The organism is Arthrobacter sp. P1_B4 (assembly GCF_056406555.1).
Map to the genome: position 1 here is coordinate 1 of NZ_JBFTZW010000016.1, position 13668 is coordinate 13668.

Here is a 13668-nt window from a genome sequence, read left to right on the forward strand (position 1 = left end):
GTAGTTGACGGGCATCCTGCGGTAGTACCCGGGGTCGTTGTTCTGCAGGTCATCCGCGGCGCCGAGCTGTTTTTGGCTGGTGCTGTAGGCGCCGAGCACCCTGCCGCAGCTGGACCTCCATGGAAACCCGAGGGGATAGGACCGCCTGGAGGCGTCCACCATGGCGGTCAGGGATTTGCCCTCGTTGAGCCATTCGGCAAACGTGAACGGTTTCATGGTGGAACCGGGCTGGAATCCGCCGGCGCCGTTGAGATCGTTGCCGTTGGCGTCCTTGGAATCGACGTTGAAGTTCAGTTGCGTGTCGAATTTGCCAGGTGCCGGGAGAAACACGGTGTTTTGCGCCATCGCCAGGATCTTGCCGGTGCCGGGTGCGATGGAGACCATCGCGGCGCCCCATTTGTCCGGGTTCGCCCCGGCCGTGGCATCGACCTGCGCCTGCGCGGCCAATTGGAGCCGGCTGTCCAGGGTGGTGGTGATGGTCAGGCCGCCGCGGAACAGCTTCCGCTCGCGTTCGCCAATATCCGCGCCGTAGGCCGGGTTGTTGAGAATGAGGTGGGAAACGTAGTCGCAGAAGTACGGTGCCATTTCCGCGCCGGCGCACCCCTGCCTCCCGGGGGTGATCTTGAGATCCACCGGGGCGGCCACGGCCGCATCGTGCTGCGCTTGGGTGATGGCGCCATAGCTGAGCATCTTGGCGAGAACCTGGTTGCGCCGCTGGACGGCGCTTTCCGGATGGACGTCAGGATTGTAGAAACTGGGGCTGTTCACGAGGCCTGCCAGCAGGGCAGCCTGCGGCAGGGTGAGATCCTTGGCAGTGGTGTTGAAGAAGTAGCGGGACGCGGCTTCGATGCCGTAGGCGTCACGGGCGAAAAACACGATGTTCAGGTACCCCTCCAGGATCTGATCCTTGGTGTATTTCTTTTCCAGTTCGACGGCGAGCTTCATCTCGCGGATCTTGTCGGCCATGCTCTTTTGCCCGTTGAGGACAATCTGGTCGCCCTTGTCCGCCGACACGAGGGATTCGTTGAGCACGTTGGTGACGTACTGCTGGGTCAGGGTGGAGGCACCCTGCCTGCCGCCGTCGGTCAGGTTGGACACCAGCGCCCGGAGAATCCCCTGGGGGTCAATGCCGGCATGTTCGTAGAAGCGGCGGTCCTCGATCGCGACGATCGCGTCCTTGATGTACGGGGACATCTGGTCGAGCCGGACCTTCACGCGGTTTTCAGCATAGAAGGTGGCGATCGGTTTCCCGTCGGCGGTGAGCACCCTGGTCGATTCCGACGGCGGATCAACTGTCAGTTCCGAGGGGAGGCTGTTGAACAATTTGATCGAGTCGCTGACGGCGACGCCGGTCGCGGCCACCGTGGGGACCAGAAGGCTGGCGGCCAGGACGCCGCAAACCGCGCTCGCCGTCAGGAAGCCGAACAGCCTCCACAGGGTCGCGGCTACTAGGGATCCGGTGCTTTTCCTGGGCGACATGGTGCCTGGACAGGCTAGGTCAAGGAGTCGATGGCGACGGTGATCGCCAGGAGGAGTGGGACGTCCTCRCCGCCCGCGATTTCGACGCCGTAGGACTCGCGCACGCGGAACCACTTCTTGGAGATCGTGGCGACCGTATGGCCGTCGCGCTCGATCTCGTACTCGTGGTCGACGATGTTGCCGTGTGCCTTCATGTCGGGGCCGCCTTGAACGTCGATCGAGAAGCGGTCCCGGAACCCTACCAGGGCCTTGTGCACCGTCGCGGCGGTGTCGCCGCCGCGTTCGATGGCCACCTTGTCCCGGACCGAGAGCTTGCGCTCCTGGATGCGCGCCACCTCGTTTCCCGAGGCGTCCTCCAAAACGAACGTGTCCCGGATTCGGACCGCCTTGCCGTTGACCTTGTAGGCGCGTTGGCCGTGGCTGTCTTCGATCCAGAAGTCGTCCCCGATCGACAGCAGTTTCTCGCGCATCTGAAACCGCTCGCCCATGGGTTCGTCATGCCGGTGCCGCAATAGTCCCATGCCCTGACCATAGGACCGCTCCGCCGGCCGGCACCTCACCCGAACCGGATGGTCCGGGCCGCTGAAGTGTTCTCGCTGGTAACCTGAACATCATTGTTTGAGTAGTCGAAGGGGCTGGGGTGCCGGTGCCGGAAGTGCAGAAAGAACGCACCAAGCGGGCGGACGCCGTCCGGAACAAAGATGCCATCATTGACGCCGCGTTGACACGCCTCAGTGACAATCCCGGGGCAAGCATGGCTGAAATTGCTCGGGTTGCGGGGGTGGGCAGGGTGACCCTCTACGGGCACTTCGCAGACCGGAAGGACCTGGTTGGCGCCGTGTTCGAGAGGGCCATGGACCGCGCCGAGGCCGAACTCGCCGCTGTAGACATCGAGCAAGACACCTGGAACTCCCTGCAGGAGATCGTCCAGTCATCCTGGCGGGTCCTCCATCAATTCAACGCGCTTTTGGCGGCGGCCGAACCATACCTCTCAGCCGACCAAATCAGGGCTCACCACGACAAGCCGCTGGCCCGGGTGGTGTCGGTACTGGAAAAGGGCAGGAGTGAGGGGATCTTCCGTACCGATCATTCCCTCACGTGGCAGGCCGCCTGCTTCTACGCCATCCTCCACAGCGCGGCGGCCGAAATCCGGGCGGAACGACTGGATGAGGTGGCGGCGGCAAAGATCCTTCCGTCAACGATCCGGGCCCTCCTGGTCCCGCCGGACCTGCCGACCGATAAATCTCTCCACTAGATCTACTGGGTGCCGCCGTGGCGCAGGAACTCGGTGATCTTCGTTGCCATGGCCTTGGACTGCGTCCAGTGCAGGTAGTGCTCGCCCCCAAGGACCACCAGCTCGTGGCGCCGTACGTTGGCCAGCTGCCGTTCGTGCCCGCCGTACCAGTCCGGCTGCTGGTTCATCGTGTCCTGTGACAGGAAGTAGAGCACCGGAAGGGCGTCGGGGTAGCGGAGATCCTGGAGCTTGGCGGCATTCTCGCCCATCCGGAGAGTTTCATCAGTGACTGCCGGGTTGCCGAAGTTCCAGCTCGCTATCTGACGCATTTGTTGGCGTTCAGCTGCCGTGAAGCTGCCGCCGCCGGGTTCTCCAAAACCCAGCGCCGTGGCCCAGCGGACCAGGCCTGTGGTCGAGGGTGCATGCGCCCACCAGTAGTCCGCTGCAGGCACCTCGGCGTGGTCGGTGGTTCCGCCCGTGGACATCCTGCTGGCCGGGACGGTGGGGTCGATGCCGATAACGGCGGACACCTCCGCTGGATACTTGTTCGCGTAGTACAGCGTGGAAAAGCCGGCGATCGAGTGGCCCATGAGAGTGTAGGGCGCCCTGATGCCGAGCTTTGACAGCACTTCATGAAGTTCTTCGGCGATGTTTTCTACGGTCCTTGGCCGGGCAGTCATGTCGCTTAAGCCGTAGCCGAATCCCTCAACAATCACTGTTCGGAAGCCGCGCATTTCCCGGACCAAGGGGGCAAAATCGAGCCCCGGGGCAGGGGTCCCGAGTCCACTGAGCAGCACGACCGTCGGCCCGGTCTCGCCGGTGCGGATGACATTGATGGTTCCCTCAATGAGGTGAACCTTTTCGCCGTATGCGACCGTGTGGGACTTTTCGATCTGTTCCAGGATGATATTGGCCGACGTCGAGGCGGCGAGCAAGCCGGCAACGCTCAGCGCCACCACCCCCGCCATGCGCAGGCCCCGCCTCCACCGACGCCTGCGGGGCGGATTGTCCAGGGCTGGGCGGGTAGGGCGCGGCATCATGGCAAGACTCCAGAACGAAGGAACTGAGGTAGGCGGTGCGACGTCTCCGCGCTGGGACCGGTCCGGTCAGGCACTTTTGTTGACCAAAATAAATTATACAGCGCTGTTTGAGATAAAGCTCTGGTTGATCATGCCCAAGCTTTTTACAACCCCCGCCCACTCGCCATGAGAATCAATTCTGTCCGCGCAGCCGTAAGCCCCTRATCCTCACGGCCGGCTGGTTGGCGGTGGGCCTCCCGGCACCAGCCCGGCCATCGACCGCGCCGGAACGAGCCTGTCCGCCGTCGACCTCGCCGGAAGTCCCGTGCCCCAGGACGGGGACTGCAACGGGACGGCCGCTGCCGATTCGGGGGCCTACGAGTTCGACTCGCCCAGCTGCTGACCTACGTTGTGCCAGCATCGGCTCAGCTGGTGCGGGCGTGGCTCCAGCGCTGCTCGATCCGGCCAAATTTCCAGACGGCGAGCGCGATCAGCCAGATGATGACGAAGAGGCCGACGATGATGTACCCGACGTTTTCGAGGTCCAGCGAACCGATGGCGGCCGCCGGCCCCGATTCGAGTCCCAACTTGTCCGCCACGAGCCCAAGCAGCACGGTGACACCGACCACCAGGGCCACAATCACCGAGAGCACCGTGACTGTGAGGTTGTAGAAGACCTTGCGGACCGGCTTCAGGAACGCCCACCCATAAGCCCTCGACATGAACACGCCGTCGGCGGTGTCGAAAATGCTCATTCCGGAGGCGAACAGCACCGGCAGGACCAGGATGGCGTACCAGGGCAGGGAGAAAGCCGCGGAACCGGCGGCGAGCACGAGCAGGGCTACCTGGGAGGCAGTGTCGAATCCCAGGCCCATCAGCAGACCGACGGGATAGATGTGCCATGGCTTGGTGATCCGCCGGATGGTTCCGCCGAGGAGCCTTGCCAGGAAGCCCCGGTTGTTGAGCTGGTGCTCAAGCTCAGCCTCGTCCAGTTCCCCGGTCCGCATTCCGCGGAACACCCGGGCGATGCCGACCACCGAGACGAGGTTCATCAGGCCGATCAGGATCAGGAACGTTCCAGCCACGACGCTTCCCACCAGTCCAAGCGTCTGCATCAGCGCCGAGTCCCCGTCCTGCACGGTGCCGGCCATGGCCCTCGCGCCGAGGGCCAGGAGCAGCGCCGCGCCGAACACCACGGTGGAGTGGCCCAGCGAGAACCAGAAGCCCACCCCCAGCGCGGCCTTTCCCTCGCCGACCAGCTTGCGGGTGGTGTTGTCGATGACGGCGATGTGGTCGGCGTCGAACGCGTGCCGCACCCCCAGCAGAAAGGCGGTAACGCCCAGCCCCACCCCGTACACGCCGGAGCGGCCCAGCGCGAAGTTCTGCGGAGCCACGGCCAGGGTCAGCACACTCCAGCCGACCACATTGAGCAGGAAGACGAAGCCGGTGATGCCGGCGAGATGGAACTTGTCCCGGCGTTCCCAGCGACTGGACGTCGCCCGAACCGGCTGCGCTACAGGCAACAAGTTGCTCATAATCCGTAAGGGTAGGCGCGGGGGTCGCCGCTGCCAAGACCTGGCGGACTGCGGAACTGCGCGTGGCCGTGTTGCCCCCGGCACCGCCTCCGCTTGCGCGGTTGGCACGGCGATGCCCGGCCCTATCCGCCGGTGCGGCCTCCATGCAAGCATGGGGATCACCGATCATGCACAGCACTCCGATCATGCACAGGGAGGGGACGCGATGAAATCCAATGAACTGCTGCTGGATGCCTTCGGCCGGATCCGTGAGACGGTGGACGCGGCCCTGGCCGGGGTGGATGATGCCACCCTGCTCCGACGGCCCGGAGGCAACGGGAATTCAATGGCCTGGCTCATCTGGCACCTCAGCAGGGTCGAGGACGTGCAAGTCGCCTCCGCCGCGGGCCTGGACCAGGTGTGGACCTCCGAGGGGTTTGCCGCCCGCTTCGGCCTGCCGCTCTCCAAACGGGACACCGGCTACGGCCATACGAGCGGCCAAGTAGACGCGGTGCAGGCACCGCCGGAACTGTTGCTCGAATACTACGAAGCCGTCCACCGGCAGACCGTGAACTTCCTGGAGAACCTCGGCGACGACGACCTCGACCGGATCGTCGATACCCGCTGGGACCCGCCCGTCACCCTCGGGGTGCGGCTGGTCAGCACGGTTGCCGACTGCCTCCAGCACGTGGGGCAGGCGGCCTACGCAAAGGGCCTGGACTCCGCGCGCGGGCACGGCTAGGAGGTCCCTGCCATGCAGGCGGCCGATATTCGCGGACTCTTCCCGGGCCTGCAGGAGACCATCTATCTCAACACCGCCTCGATGAACGTCGGCTGTGCACCCGCCCGCGAGGCCTACGAACTGGCCGTCGCGCGCTGGTCCGCCGGCAGGTTCGACTGGATGGATGCCGAGCGGGCAGGGGAGGAGGCACGCACCATATTCGCGGAGATCGTCGGGGCAACGGCGGGGGAGATCGCGATCGTCCCGGCCGTGAGCACAGCCGCCGGGATAGTAGCCGCCAACCTGCCGCCGGCGAAGCGCGGCGAGAACGTCGTGGTTGCCGGGAACGAATTCGCCTCGAACTATTACCCCTGGCTCCTGCTCCGCAACCGCGGCTACGAGGTCCGGGCCGTGGCACCGGGCGGTGACGGCATGACGGCCAAGGAATTTGGCCAGGCGGCCGACGGCGGCACCCGTCTCATCGCAGTGAGTGCCGTCCATTCGGCCAACGGCTACCGGGCGGACCTGGCCGCACTCAGCCAGGTTGCGGCCCGCTCCGGCGCCTGGTTCTTCGTCGACGCCTGCCAGGCCGCGGGCGCGGTGCCCCTGGATGTCGTGCGCGACGGCGTGGATTTCCTGGCCGCCGCGAGCCACAAGTTCCTGCTCGGCTCCAGGGGCATGGGCTACCTCTATGTCCGCAGCGGGCTGCTTGACCGGATCCAGCCCGTCGGTCCCGGCTGGAAGGCCGCGCGCAACCCGGCCGAGAGCTTCTACGGACCGGCCATGGACCTCTCACCCACGGCCTCGAAGCTCGACGCCTCCTTGGCCTGGTTTCCAGCCCTGGCCGAGCAGGCGGCGCTCGGCATCTTCCGCAGGTTCGGCATCGGGGCCCTGCTCGATCGCAACGTCCGGCTCACCCTGCGTCTTCAGGATGCCCTGGCGGCGCAGGGTTCCGCGTTCAGGCCGTTCGCCGAGCAGCACCGCTCCACGATCTTCTCCGTGCCGGTGACAGACACCGAGGCGGTCCTGGCGCGGTTCCGCCAGGCCAACGTGGTGGCATCGGTCCGGGAGGGCAGAATCCGGCTGGCGGTACATTTCTACAATCTGGATGAAGAACTCGATCGCGTGGCCGGGCTGATCGGGAGAGCGTGAGCGGCGGCGGTGCCTCTCATGGAAACTGGGGCCGCCCCAGCACCGGTACTAGGCGCGCCCGTGGTCCTTGTCGTCGCTGGCGTACGCGAGGCCGATCTGGCGCCGAACTTCGTCCATGGCCTCCATGACCTGAACGCTCTGCCGGGGCGGCAGGATGTCGGTGGCCATGGAGCCGGCCGCAATGAGCCGCTCCATTTCCTGCGCCTGGTATTGCATGCCGCGGCCGGTGACGGGTTCATCGAATCGCTCGACGACGTTTCCGTCGGCGTCGTATCTGGTGAAGGCCGACGGCGTGTACCAGACTGACGGGATCTCGATCCGGCCTTCGGTTCCGATGATCGAGGCCTGGTTTGGTCCTGCCGTGTCCAGCGCGCAGTGCAGCACGGCCTGCTGCCCGCCACCGTATTCGAAGATCATCGCGGTCTGCCGGTCAACTCCGGTTTCAGTCATGCTGGCCGCTGCCCGAATCCCGGTCGGCGCCCCGAAGACGTCGAAGGCGAAGGAGACGGGGTAGATGCCCAGGTCCAGGAGCGCTCCGCCGCCCAGCGCCGGGTCGTTGAGGCGGTGCGTCGGATCCTTGGGCAGATTCTGGTTGTGGTCAGCGATCACTGTGCGGACCTCGCCCAGGGCGCCGGACCGAATCAGCTCACGGATGCGGACCATGTGCGGAAGGTAGCGGGTCCACATGGCCTCAAGGGCGATCAGCCCTTTCGTCTCGGCGAGCTCCACGATCTCACGGGCCTGCCAGGCGTTCATGGCGAAGGGCTTTTCGATCAGCACGTGTTTACCGGCGTCAAGGGCCAACAGCGCATTCTCGTGGTGGAACGGGTGCGGCGTCGAAACGTAGACAACGTCGACGTCCGGGTCGGCCACGAGGTCCGCGTAGCTTCCATGGGACGTGGGGATCTGAAACCGGGCCGCGAAATCGGTCGCGGATGCCATGGTCCTGGAGCCGACGGCCTGGACCACTGAGCCGTTGTCGATCAGGTCCGGCGTTTGCAACCCGGCGATGAACCCGGTGCCGAGAATTCCCCATCTGGCCCGGGGCGTGGAGAGACCTGCGGTGCCGGGTGTGGCGTGCTCTGACATGCGTTTGAGTTCCCTTCGACCATGCGGTCACGAAAGCATCGTGCGGCTCGTGGAGCGTCCACGGCTTCGCGGGACGTGTTCGTATCCTAATCCCGATGCCGGAACTCACGGTGTGAGCGGACCCCGAAGCACACGCAGGGCCGCGGCGGCGTCACCTTCACTGACGGCGATCTCTGCCAGGTTGGATCGACCCCAAAGACCCAGATACATGACCGGCAACGGGGCGGAAATCAAGGCCACGGCGGCGCCAGGTCCCAGTGTCCAGCTGGCGGCCCCTGGCACCTGGAAGGTCACAGCTTTGTCCGGGGGCGGCATCCGGTCCAGCCGCAGCTGCCGCGGCGCGAACATCGCCAGGACCTCGTCGACACCGTCGAGCATGAAGTTGTCGGCCAGCGCGGGGATCTCCAGGCCAAGCGCCTGGCAGGCGTCGACCAGGTGGATGGCATGTTCGTGGGCCTGTCGCCGAAGCCAGAACCGGGCGGTGCGCGGCGGCGGGCCAAAGGTCCAGCATTCGCTCTCTGGATCAAGGCCCGTCATCGTCTCGAGGAAGGGTGCAGTGCCCGCCAGAAACCACGCCGCGGCGCCCTCGGCCGGCGGTGCAGGTTCCTGGACAAAGCTGTCCGTCCGGACCACCCCGGCTGCCCACCTCTCGATTGAGCCGAGATGCCCGAAGAGCTGCTCGAGCGTCCAGGCGGGGCACGCCGGAACGGCGCCGGCAAGCGTGTCCCGCGGCTGCCGGGCGAGCGTGCCGAGGTGGTCCAGGGAGTGGGCCAGTTCGGCCAGGAATCGATCGGGCGACATGGGAGGAGCCTAACGCGACGCCGGGGCAGTCCGCGGCCCGGGCCGGAGTGCTGGGGCGATTCCGCGCGCCGGCAAGTAGGCACTCGGGCTCGCCCACCGACGGTGCAAGTAGCACTCGGAAGAAAACGGGAATCGCCGCCGAAAAGTCGAGTAGCCTCCACTCGCGCGCTCATCACACCCCGCTTCTAGGCTCCAAAGTACTGGGTTAATAAAGTCAATGTAGTGGTCAGAAACGGGTCTCAGCCATGCATGATCAAACAGAATCTTGGGTGTCGTCCGGCCAATTCCAAAAAGGCCGACTGCGCGGTGGACATACGGGTGGGGCACCGCATCTCCGGCGGCAGCAGGCGGCCGGGATCCACGCCACTGAGCCCCGACGACGCGGGTGGTCCCGCGGCGCGTGGGCGTCCCTGCTGACGGCGACGCTCGCCCTCGCCGGGCTGTCCGTCGGTGGGACCGCCGTGGCGGACGTGGGGACCATCGCCCACGATTCGTTGAGGACCGGATGGGACCAGGACGAGGCCGGACTCTCGCCGTCGGCTGTCGCATCCTCAAATTTCGGCAAACTGTTCTCCGCAAAAGTGGACGGGCAGGTCTACGCCCAGCCTCTCGTGGTTGGCACGACCGTGATTGCCGCGACGGAAAACAATGCCGTCTACGGTCTGGACAGCGCGACGGGGGCGGCCAAGTGGTCGCGCAAACTCGGACCGTCGTGGCCGGCGTCGACGGTGCGCTGCAGTGACCTCACGCCCAACATCGGAATCACGTCCACCCCCGTTTACGACCCGGCTACGAAGAGTGTCTTCCTGCTGTCGAAGGCCAACGACGGGGCGACGGCCCAGCTCCCGCACTGGTACATGCATTCCCTCGATGTGGCCACCGGGGTGGAGAAGCCCGGCTTCCCCGTCGTCATCGATGGCGCGCCGACGAACGACCCCAGCCGCCCGTTCAATGCCATGACCGCGATGCAGCGCCCCGGGCTGCTGCTCATGAACGGGGTCGTGTATGCGGGATTTGCCAGCCATTGCGACTACACGCCCTTCGTCGGCTACGTCGTCGGCGTATCTACCGCGGGCCGGCAGACCACAATGTGGGCGACCGAATCCGGCAACGCCAATGCGGAGGGTGGGATCTGGCAATCCGGCGGAGGACTCGTGTCCGACGGTCCCGGTCAAATCCTGTTCACCACGGGAAACGGAATTTCACCCAATCCTGGCCCGGGATCGAAGCCGCCCACCACCTTGGCGGAGGCGGTGGTCCGGCTCCGGGTCGGCAGTGACGGCAACCTGAAAGCCACCGACTTCTTCAGCCCGGCCGACAACGCGAAACTGAACCGCAACGACGCCGATCTGGGGTCCGGCGCYCCCGTCGGGATCCCGGACGGTTATGGCACCGCAGCGCACCCGCACCTGATGGCCCAAATCGGCAAAGACGGCCACATGTACCTTCTGGACCGGGACAACCTGGGCGGCATGGCGCAGGGGCCTGGCGGAACCGACGCCGTCCTGGACAAGGCCGGTCCGTACAGCGGAGTGTGGGGAAAGCCCGCGTTTCTCGGGACAAGCAACGGTGGCTACCTCTATGTCGTCGAAAACAACGGGTACCTTCGCGCCTTCAAGATCGTCCCAGGCGCTTCGGGCGGGGTCAGCCTCGCCGCCGTCGGGACCTCCGCCGGCACGTTCGGGTTCAGCTCCGGTTCGCCGGTGGTGACGTCCTCCGGCAAGGACGGGTCCTCCGCCCTGGTCTGGGTGGTTTATGTCAGCGGAGGCACCGGAGCCGGCGCCGAACTGCGCGCCTACCGCGCGATACCGGACAACACCGGGAACCTCAAGGAAGTGTTCAGCGCCCCCCTGGGCATAGGGGCCAAGTTCTCCTCGGTGGCCACTGATAAGGGCCGCGTCTACGTGGGCACCCGGGACGGGCAGGTCCTGGGTTTCGGCGCCCCGACAACATCAGCGGTAGGGGCAAAGAACACCGACCTCGGCAACGTCGCGGTGGGGAAGACCGTGACCGGGAACGTGACGATCACCGCGTCACGGGCGGTAACGGTGAGCTCCATCACAACAAGCGCCCCGTTCAAGATCGGAACCACGCTCACGCTGCCCCGGAACCTGGCCAAGGGCGCAAGCATGACGGTACCCGTGACCTTCTCGCCGACCGTTCCAGGCCAAGCGGACGGCACCCTGACGGTCAAAACGGCTGACGGCGAAACCGACCTCCTCGGCGTCCACGGCGTCGGCACGAAGGAGGGCCTGGGCGCGACTCCGGCCACGGTGCAGTTCACCGACGTCCCGACAAAAACGATCAGCCGGCAGACCGTCAACATCGTCAACACCGGCACAACCGTCGCCAAGATCACCGGGGTCAAGCTGCCGGCCAACGCACAGCTCCGCGTCGACCCCGCCACGGTGCCGGGGGTGGGGCAGACCATCCAGCCCCTCGCGTCGGTGGCAGTGTCCATGACGTTCAGTCCCACGTCAACGAGTCCCGTGACCGATACGCTCGTCGTCACCAGTGACCGCGGGTCGGTAACCGTGAAGGTGACCGCGACCGCCGTCTCGGGCGCGGCGCACCTGCAGATGCCACGCACCCTGGACTTTGGTGACGTCCCCGTGGGGACCTCCGCCACCAGGGCATTCCAGATCACCAACACCGGTAACGTACCCATGACGATCACCAAGGCGAAGGCGCCGTTGGGGGTCTTTTCAACCACCACCCCCATTGCCGAGGGATTGAAGATTCCTGCTGGCGAATCCGCCTTCCAGAGCGTAACTTTCACGCCGACGGCCTTCGGGCAGGCCGGAACGTCGGAAACCTACTACCTGATCACGGCGGACGACGGCCAGGGTGCGTTGAAGGTGATGCTCACCGGGAAGGGCACCGACGACCCCATCGCCGCCTACGCGTGGAAAATCGGCGCGGGCGACCCGCGGTCGAACCTTGGCCGGTCGCTGACTTTGGAGTATCCCGTTGCTGGAGGGAAGTGCCAGGACTATGTGAAAGGTGTGATCTGCTGGTCCCCGGCGACTGGTGCACATTCGGTGCGTGGTGAGGTTTACAAACGCTACAAGGCTGCGGGCGCTGCCGCGGGCGTGCTCGGCTTCCCGACGACCGACGAGAAGGGCTCGACGGACGGAGTGGGAAGGTACAACCACTTCTCCGGGGCGGGCGGGTCCTCGATTTACTGGACCCCGACGACCGGGGCCCACTTTGTCCTCGGTGCGATCCGAGCCAAATGGACGGCGCTGGGCGCGGAGACAGGGGCCCTGGGCTATCCGATCACGGATGAGAAGCGCAGTCCGGACGGCGTGGGGCGGTACAGCGACTTCTCCGGTTCGGGCGGGTCCTCGATTTACTGGTCGAAATCGACCCAGGCACACGCAATTGTAGGTGCGATCCGGGCCAAGTGGGCGGCAGTGGGCGCGGAGACGGGCCTGGGTTATCCGACCACAGACGAAAGAGGCTCCTCTGACGGCGTGGGGAGGTACCAGCACTTTTCCGGCGGAGGTGGAAACTCGATTTTCTGGTCGCCGAAGACCGGGGCGCACTATGTGCTCGGTGCGATCCGGGCCAAGTGGGCGGCCGTGGGCTGGGAGACGGGCCTGGGCTACCCGACCACAGACGAGAGGGGCGCCGCTGATGGCGTGGGGCAGTACCAGCACTTTTCCGGCGGAGGTGGAAACTCGATTTTCTGGTCGCCGAAGTCRGGGGCGCACTATGTGCTGGGTGCGATCCGGGCGAGGTGGGCCTCCCTCGGCTGGGAGAGGAGCCGGCTGGGCTATCCGACCCGGGACGAGTATGCCGTTTCTGTCGGCCGGGCCTCGGACTTTCAACGCGGCCGCCTGACATGGAATTCGAGCACCTACAAGGTTACTGGCTAGCGGTGCCCGCGTCAGTTCAGGAATTCCCGGACCGATTGGCGCCTGGACCTCACCGGTCTGGGCCCGATCGGTCCGGACCTGTGCGGCCAGACCTAGTCGGTCTGGAACCGGGCGACGGCGGAGGCGTAGATTGACGATGCGGGCTGGCCGGATCCCGGCCCTAGTGGGGGCCCGTTAATGGGGCTGTGCATGAAACAGAGCACGAGCTCCGCCACACCGAGGAGTGATCACGTCAGCCAATATATCCAACGCCTGCTTGCTGCGTTCAATGACCACGACCTTGAGGCAGCGGCCGCGTTGTTCCATGAGTCGTACCAAAGCGTGCAGCCGGTCCACCCGGGCAGGGCATTTGTGGGACGGGCGCAGATGCACGCGAACTGGGCAGCGATGTTCGCTGGCGTTCCCGATTTTCACGCAGAAGTGCTCCGCTCCGTGGACGACGGTAATACCACGTGGAGTGAATGGACCTGGGCCGGCACCCGGACTGATGGGCGGCCCTTCGACATGCGCGGGGTGACGATCTTCGAGATCGAGGACGGCCTCATTACGAGCGGAAGACTCTACATGCAAGAGATCGAACGAGGGGATGAGGGCATCGCAGAGGCAGTCCAGACGCTGTCGGGGCGCCGGCCTGCCCGGCCCCCGGAACCCGAGGACTGAAATGGCTGGCCTCAGGCGGCTGGGAGAAGGCTGCGCGCGCGTTTGACCGTTGTGGCCTCGTGCCGGGGCTGCGTCGAGGCGTCGTCGTCATTGTTGGCAAGTGGCGCCGTCGGGCCGG

Annotated in this window: 11 protein-coding genes; 5 read left to right on the plus strand and 6 right to left on the minus strand. The window is 65.7% G+C overall.

Annotation, left to right across the window (positions count from 1 at the left end; all coding sequences use genetic code 11):
- Together AC1D1W_RS08775 and AC1D1W_RS08780 are read right to left on the minus strand one after the other, a co-directional pair.
- Positions 1-1479: transglycosylase domain-containing protein (locus AC1D1W_RS08775; protein WP_476943454.1), on the minus strand; the 1479-nt coding region annotated here is incomplete at its 3' end.
- Positions 1480-1493: 14 nt separating this feature from the next.
- Positions 1494-2000: an LURP-one-related/scramblase family protein gene (locus AC1D1W_RS08780; protein ID WP_243177284.1), complete on the minus strand. Its 507-nt coding sequence runs from the start codon at positions 1998-2000 to the stop codon at positions 1494-1496.
- 233 nt (positions 2001-2233) lie between these two features.
- Between AC1D1W_RS08780 and AC1D1W_RS08785 the strand changes: the two genes are divergently transcribed.
- The gene (locus AC1D1W_RS08785; protein ID WP_243177285.1) at positions 2234-2734 is read left to right on the plus strand and encodes a TetR/AcrR family transcriptional regulator; all 501 of its coding nucleotides are present in this window, start codon (positions 2234-2236) and stop codon (positions 2732-2734) included.
- A 2-nt stretch (positions 2735-2736) separates the two neighbouring features.
- On the opposite strand, the gene AC1D1W_RS08790 is transcribed toward AC1D1W_RS08785, so the two are convergent.
- A complete protein-coding gene (locus AC1D1W_RS08790; protein ID WP_476943455.1) occupies positions 2737-3669 on the minus strand; it encodes an alpha/beta fold hydrolase in 933 nt (310 codons plus the stop codon).
- A gap of 488 nt (positions 3670-4157) precedes the next feature.
- On the minus strand, positions 4158-5267 hold the full coding sequence (gene nicT, locus AC1D1W_RS08795) for a Nickel transporter NicT (protein ID WP_476943456.1): 1110 nt from the start codon (positions 5265-5267) through the stop codon (positions 4158-4160).
- A gap of 205 nt (positions 5268-5472) precedes the next feature.
- Here nicT and AC1D1W_RS08800 point away from each other — a divergent pair, with 205 nt between their 5' ends.
- Positions 5473-5988 carry a mycothiol transferase gene (locus tag AC1D1W_RS08800; protein WP_476943457.1) on the plus strand — a complete coding sequence of 172 codons (516 nt, stop codon included), beginning with the start codon at positions 5473-5475 and terminating at the stop codon, positions 5986-5988.
- A 12-nt stretch (positions 5989-6000) separates the two neighbouring features.
- Positions 6001-7119: an aminotransferase class V-fold PLP-dependent enzyme gene (locus tag AC1D1W_RS08805; protein WP_476943458.1), complete on the plus strand. Its 1119-nt coding sequence runs from the start codon at positions 6001-6003 to the stop codon at positions 7117-7119.
- A gap of 48 nt (positions 7120-7167) precedes the next feature.
- Here the strand turns inward: AC1D1W_RS08805 and AC1D1W_RS08810 are convergent, their stop codons facing one another.
- Together AC1D1W_RS08810 and AC1D1W_RS08815 are read right to left on the minus strand one after the other, a co-directional pair.
- Entirely contained in the window at positions 7168-8208 is a 1041-nt protein-coding gene (locus tag AC1D1W_RS08810) for a Gfo/Idh/MocA family protein (protein ID WP_476943459.1), read from the minus strand.
- A 105-nt stretch (positions 8209-8313) separates the two neighbouring features.
- Positions 8314-9009, minus strand: a complete 696-nt coding sequence (locus AC1D1W_RS08815; protein ID WP_476943460.1) for a maleylpyruvate isomerase family mycothiol-dependent enzyme — start codon at positions 9007-9009, stop codon at positions 8314-8316.
- A 269-nt stretch (positions 9010-9278) separates the two neighbouring features.
- Between AC1D1W_RS08815 and AC1D1W_RS08820 the strand changes: the two genes are divergently transcribed.
- A complete protein-coding gene (locus tag AC1D1W_RS08820; protein WP_476943461.1) occupies positions 9279-12890 on the plus strand; it encodes a choice-of-anchor D domain-containing protein in 3612 nt (1203 codons plus the stop codon).
- Positions 12891-13079: 189 nt separating this feature from the next.
- The gene (locus tag AC1D1W_RS08825) at positions 13080-13550 is read left to right on the plus strand and encodes a nuclear transport factor 2 family protein (protein WP_476943462.1); all 471 of its coding nucleotides are present in this window, start codon (positions 13080-13082) and stop codon (positions 13548-13550) included.
- Positions 13551-13668 lie beyond the last annotated feature (118 nt).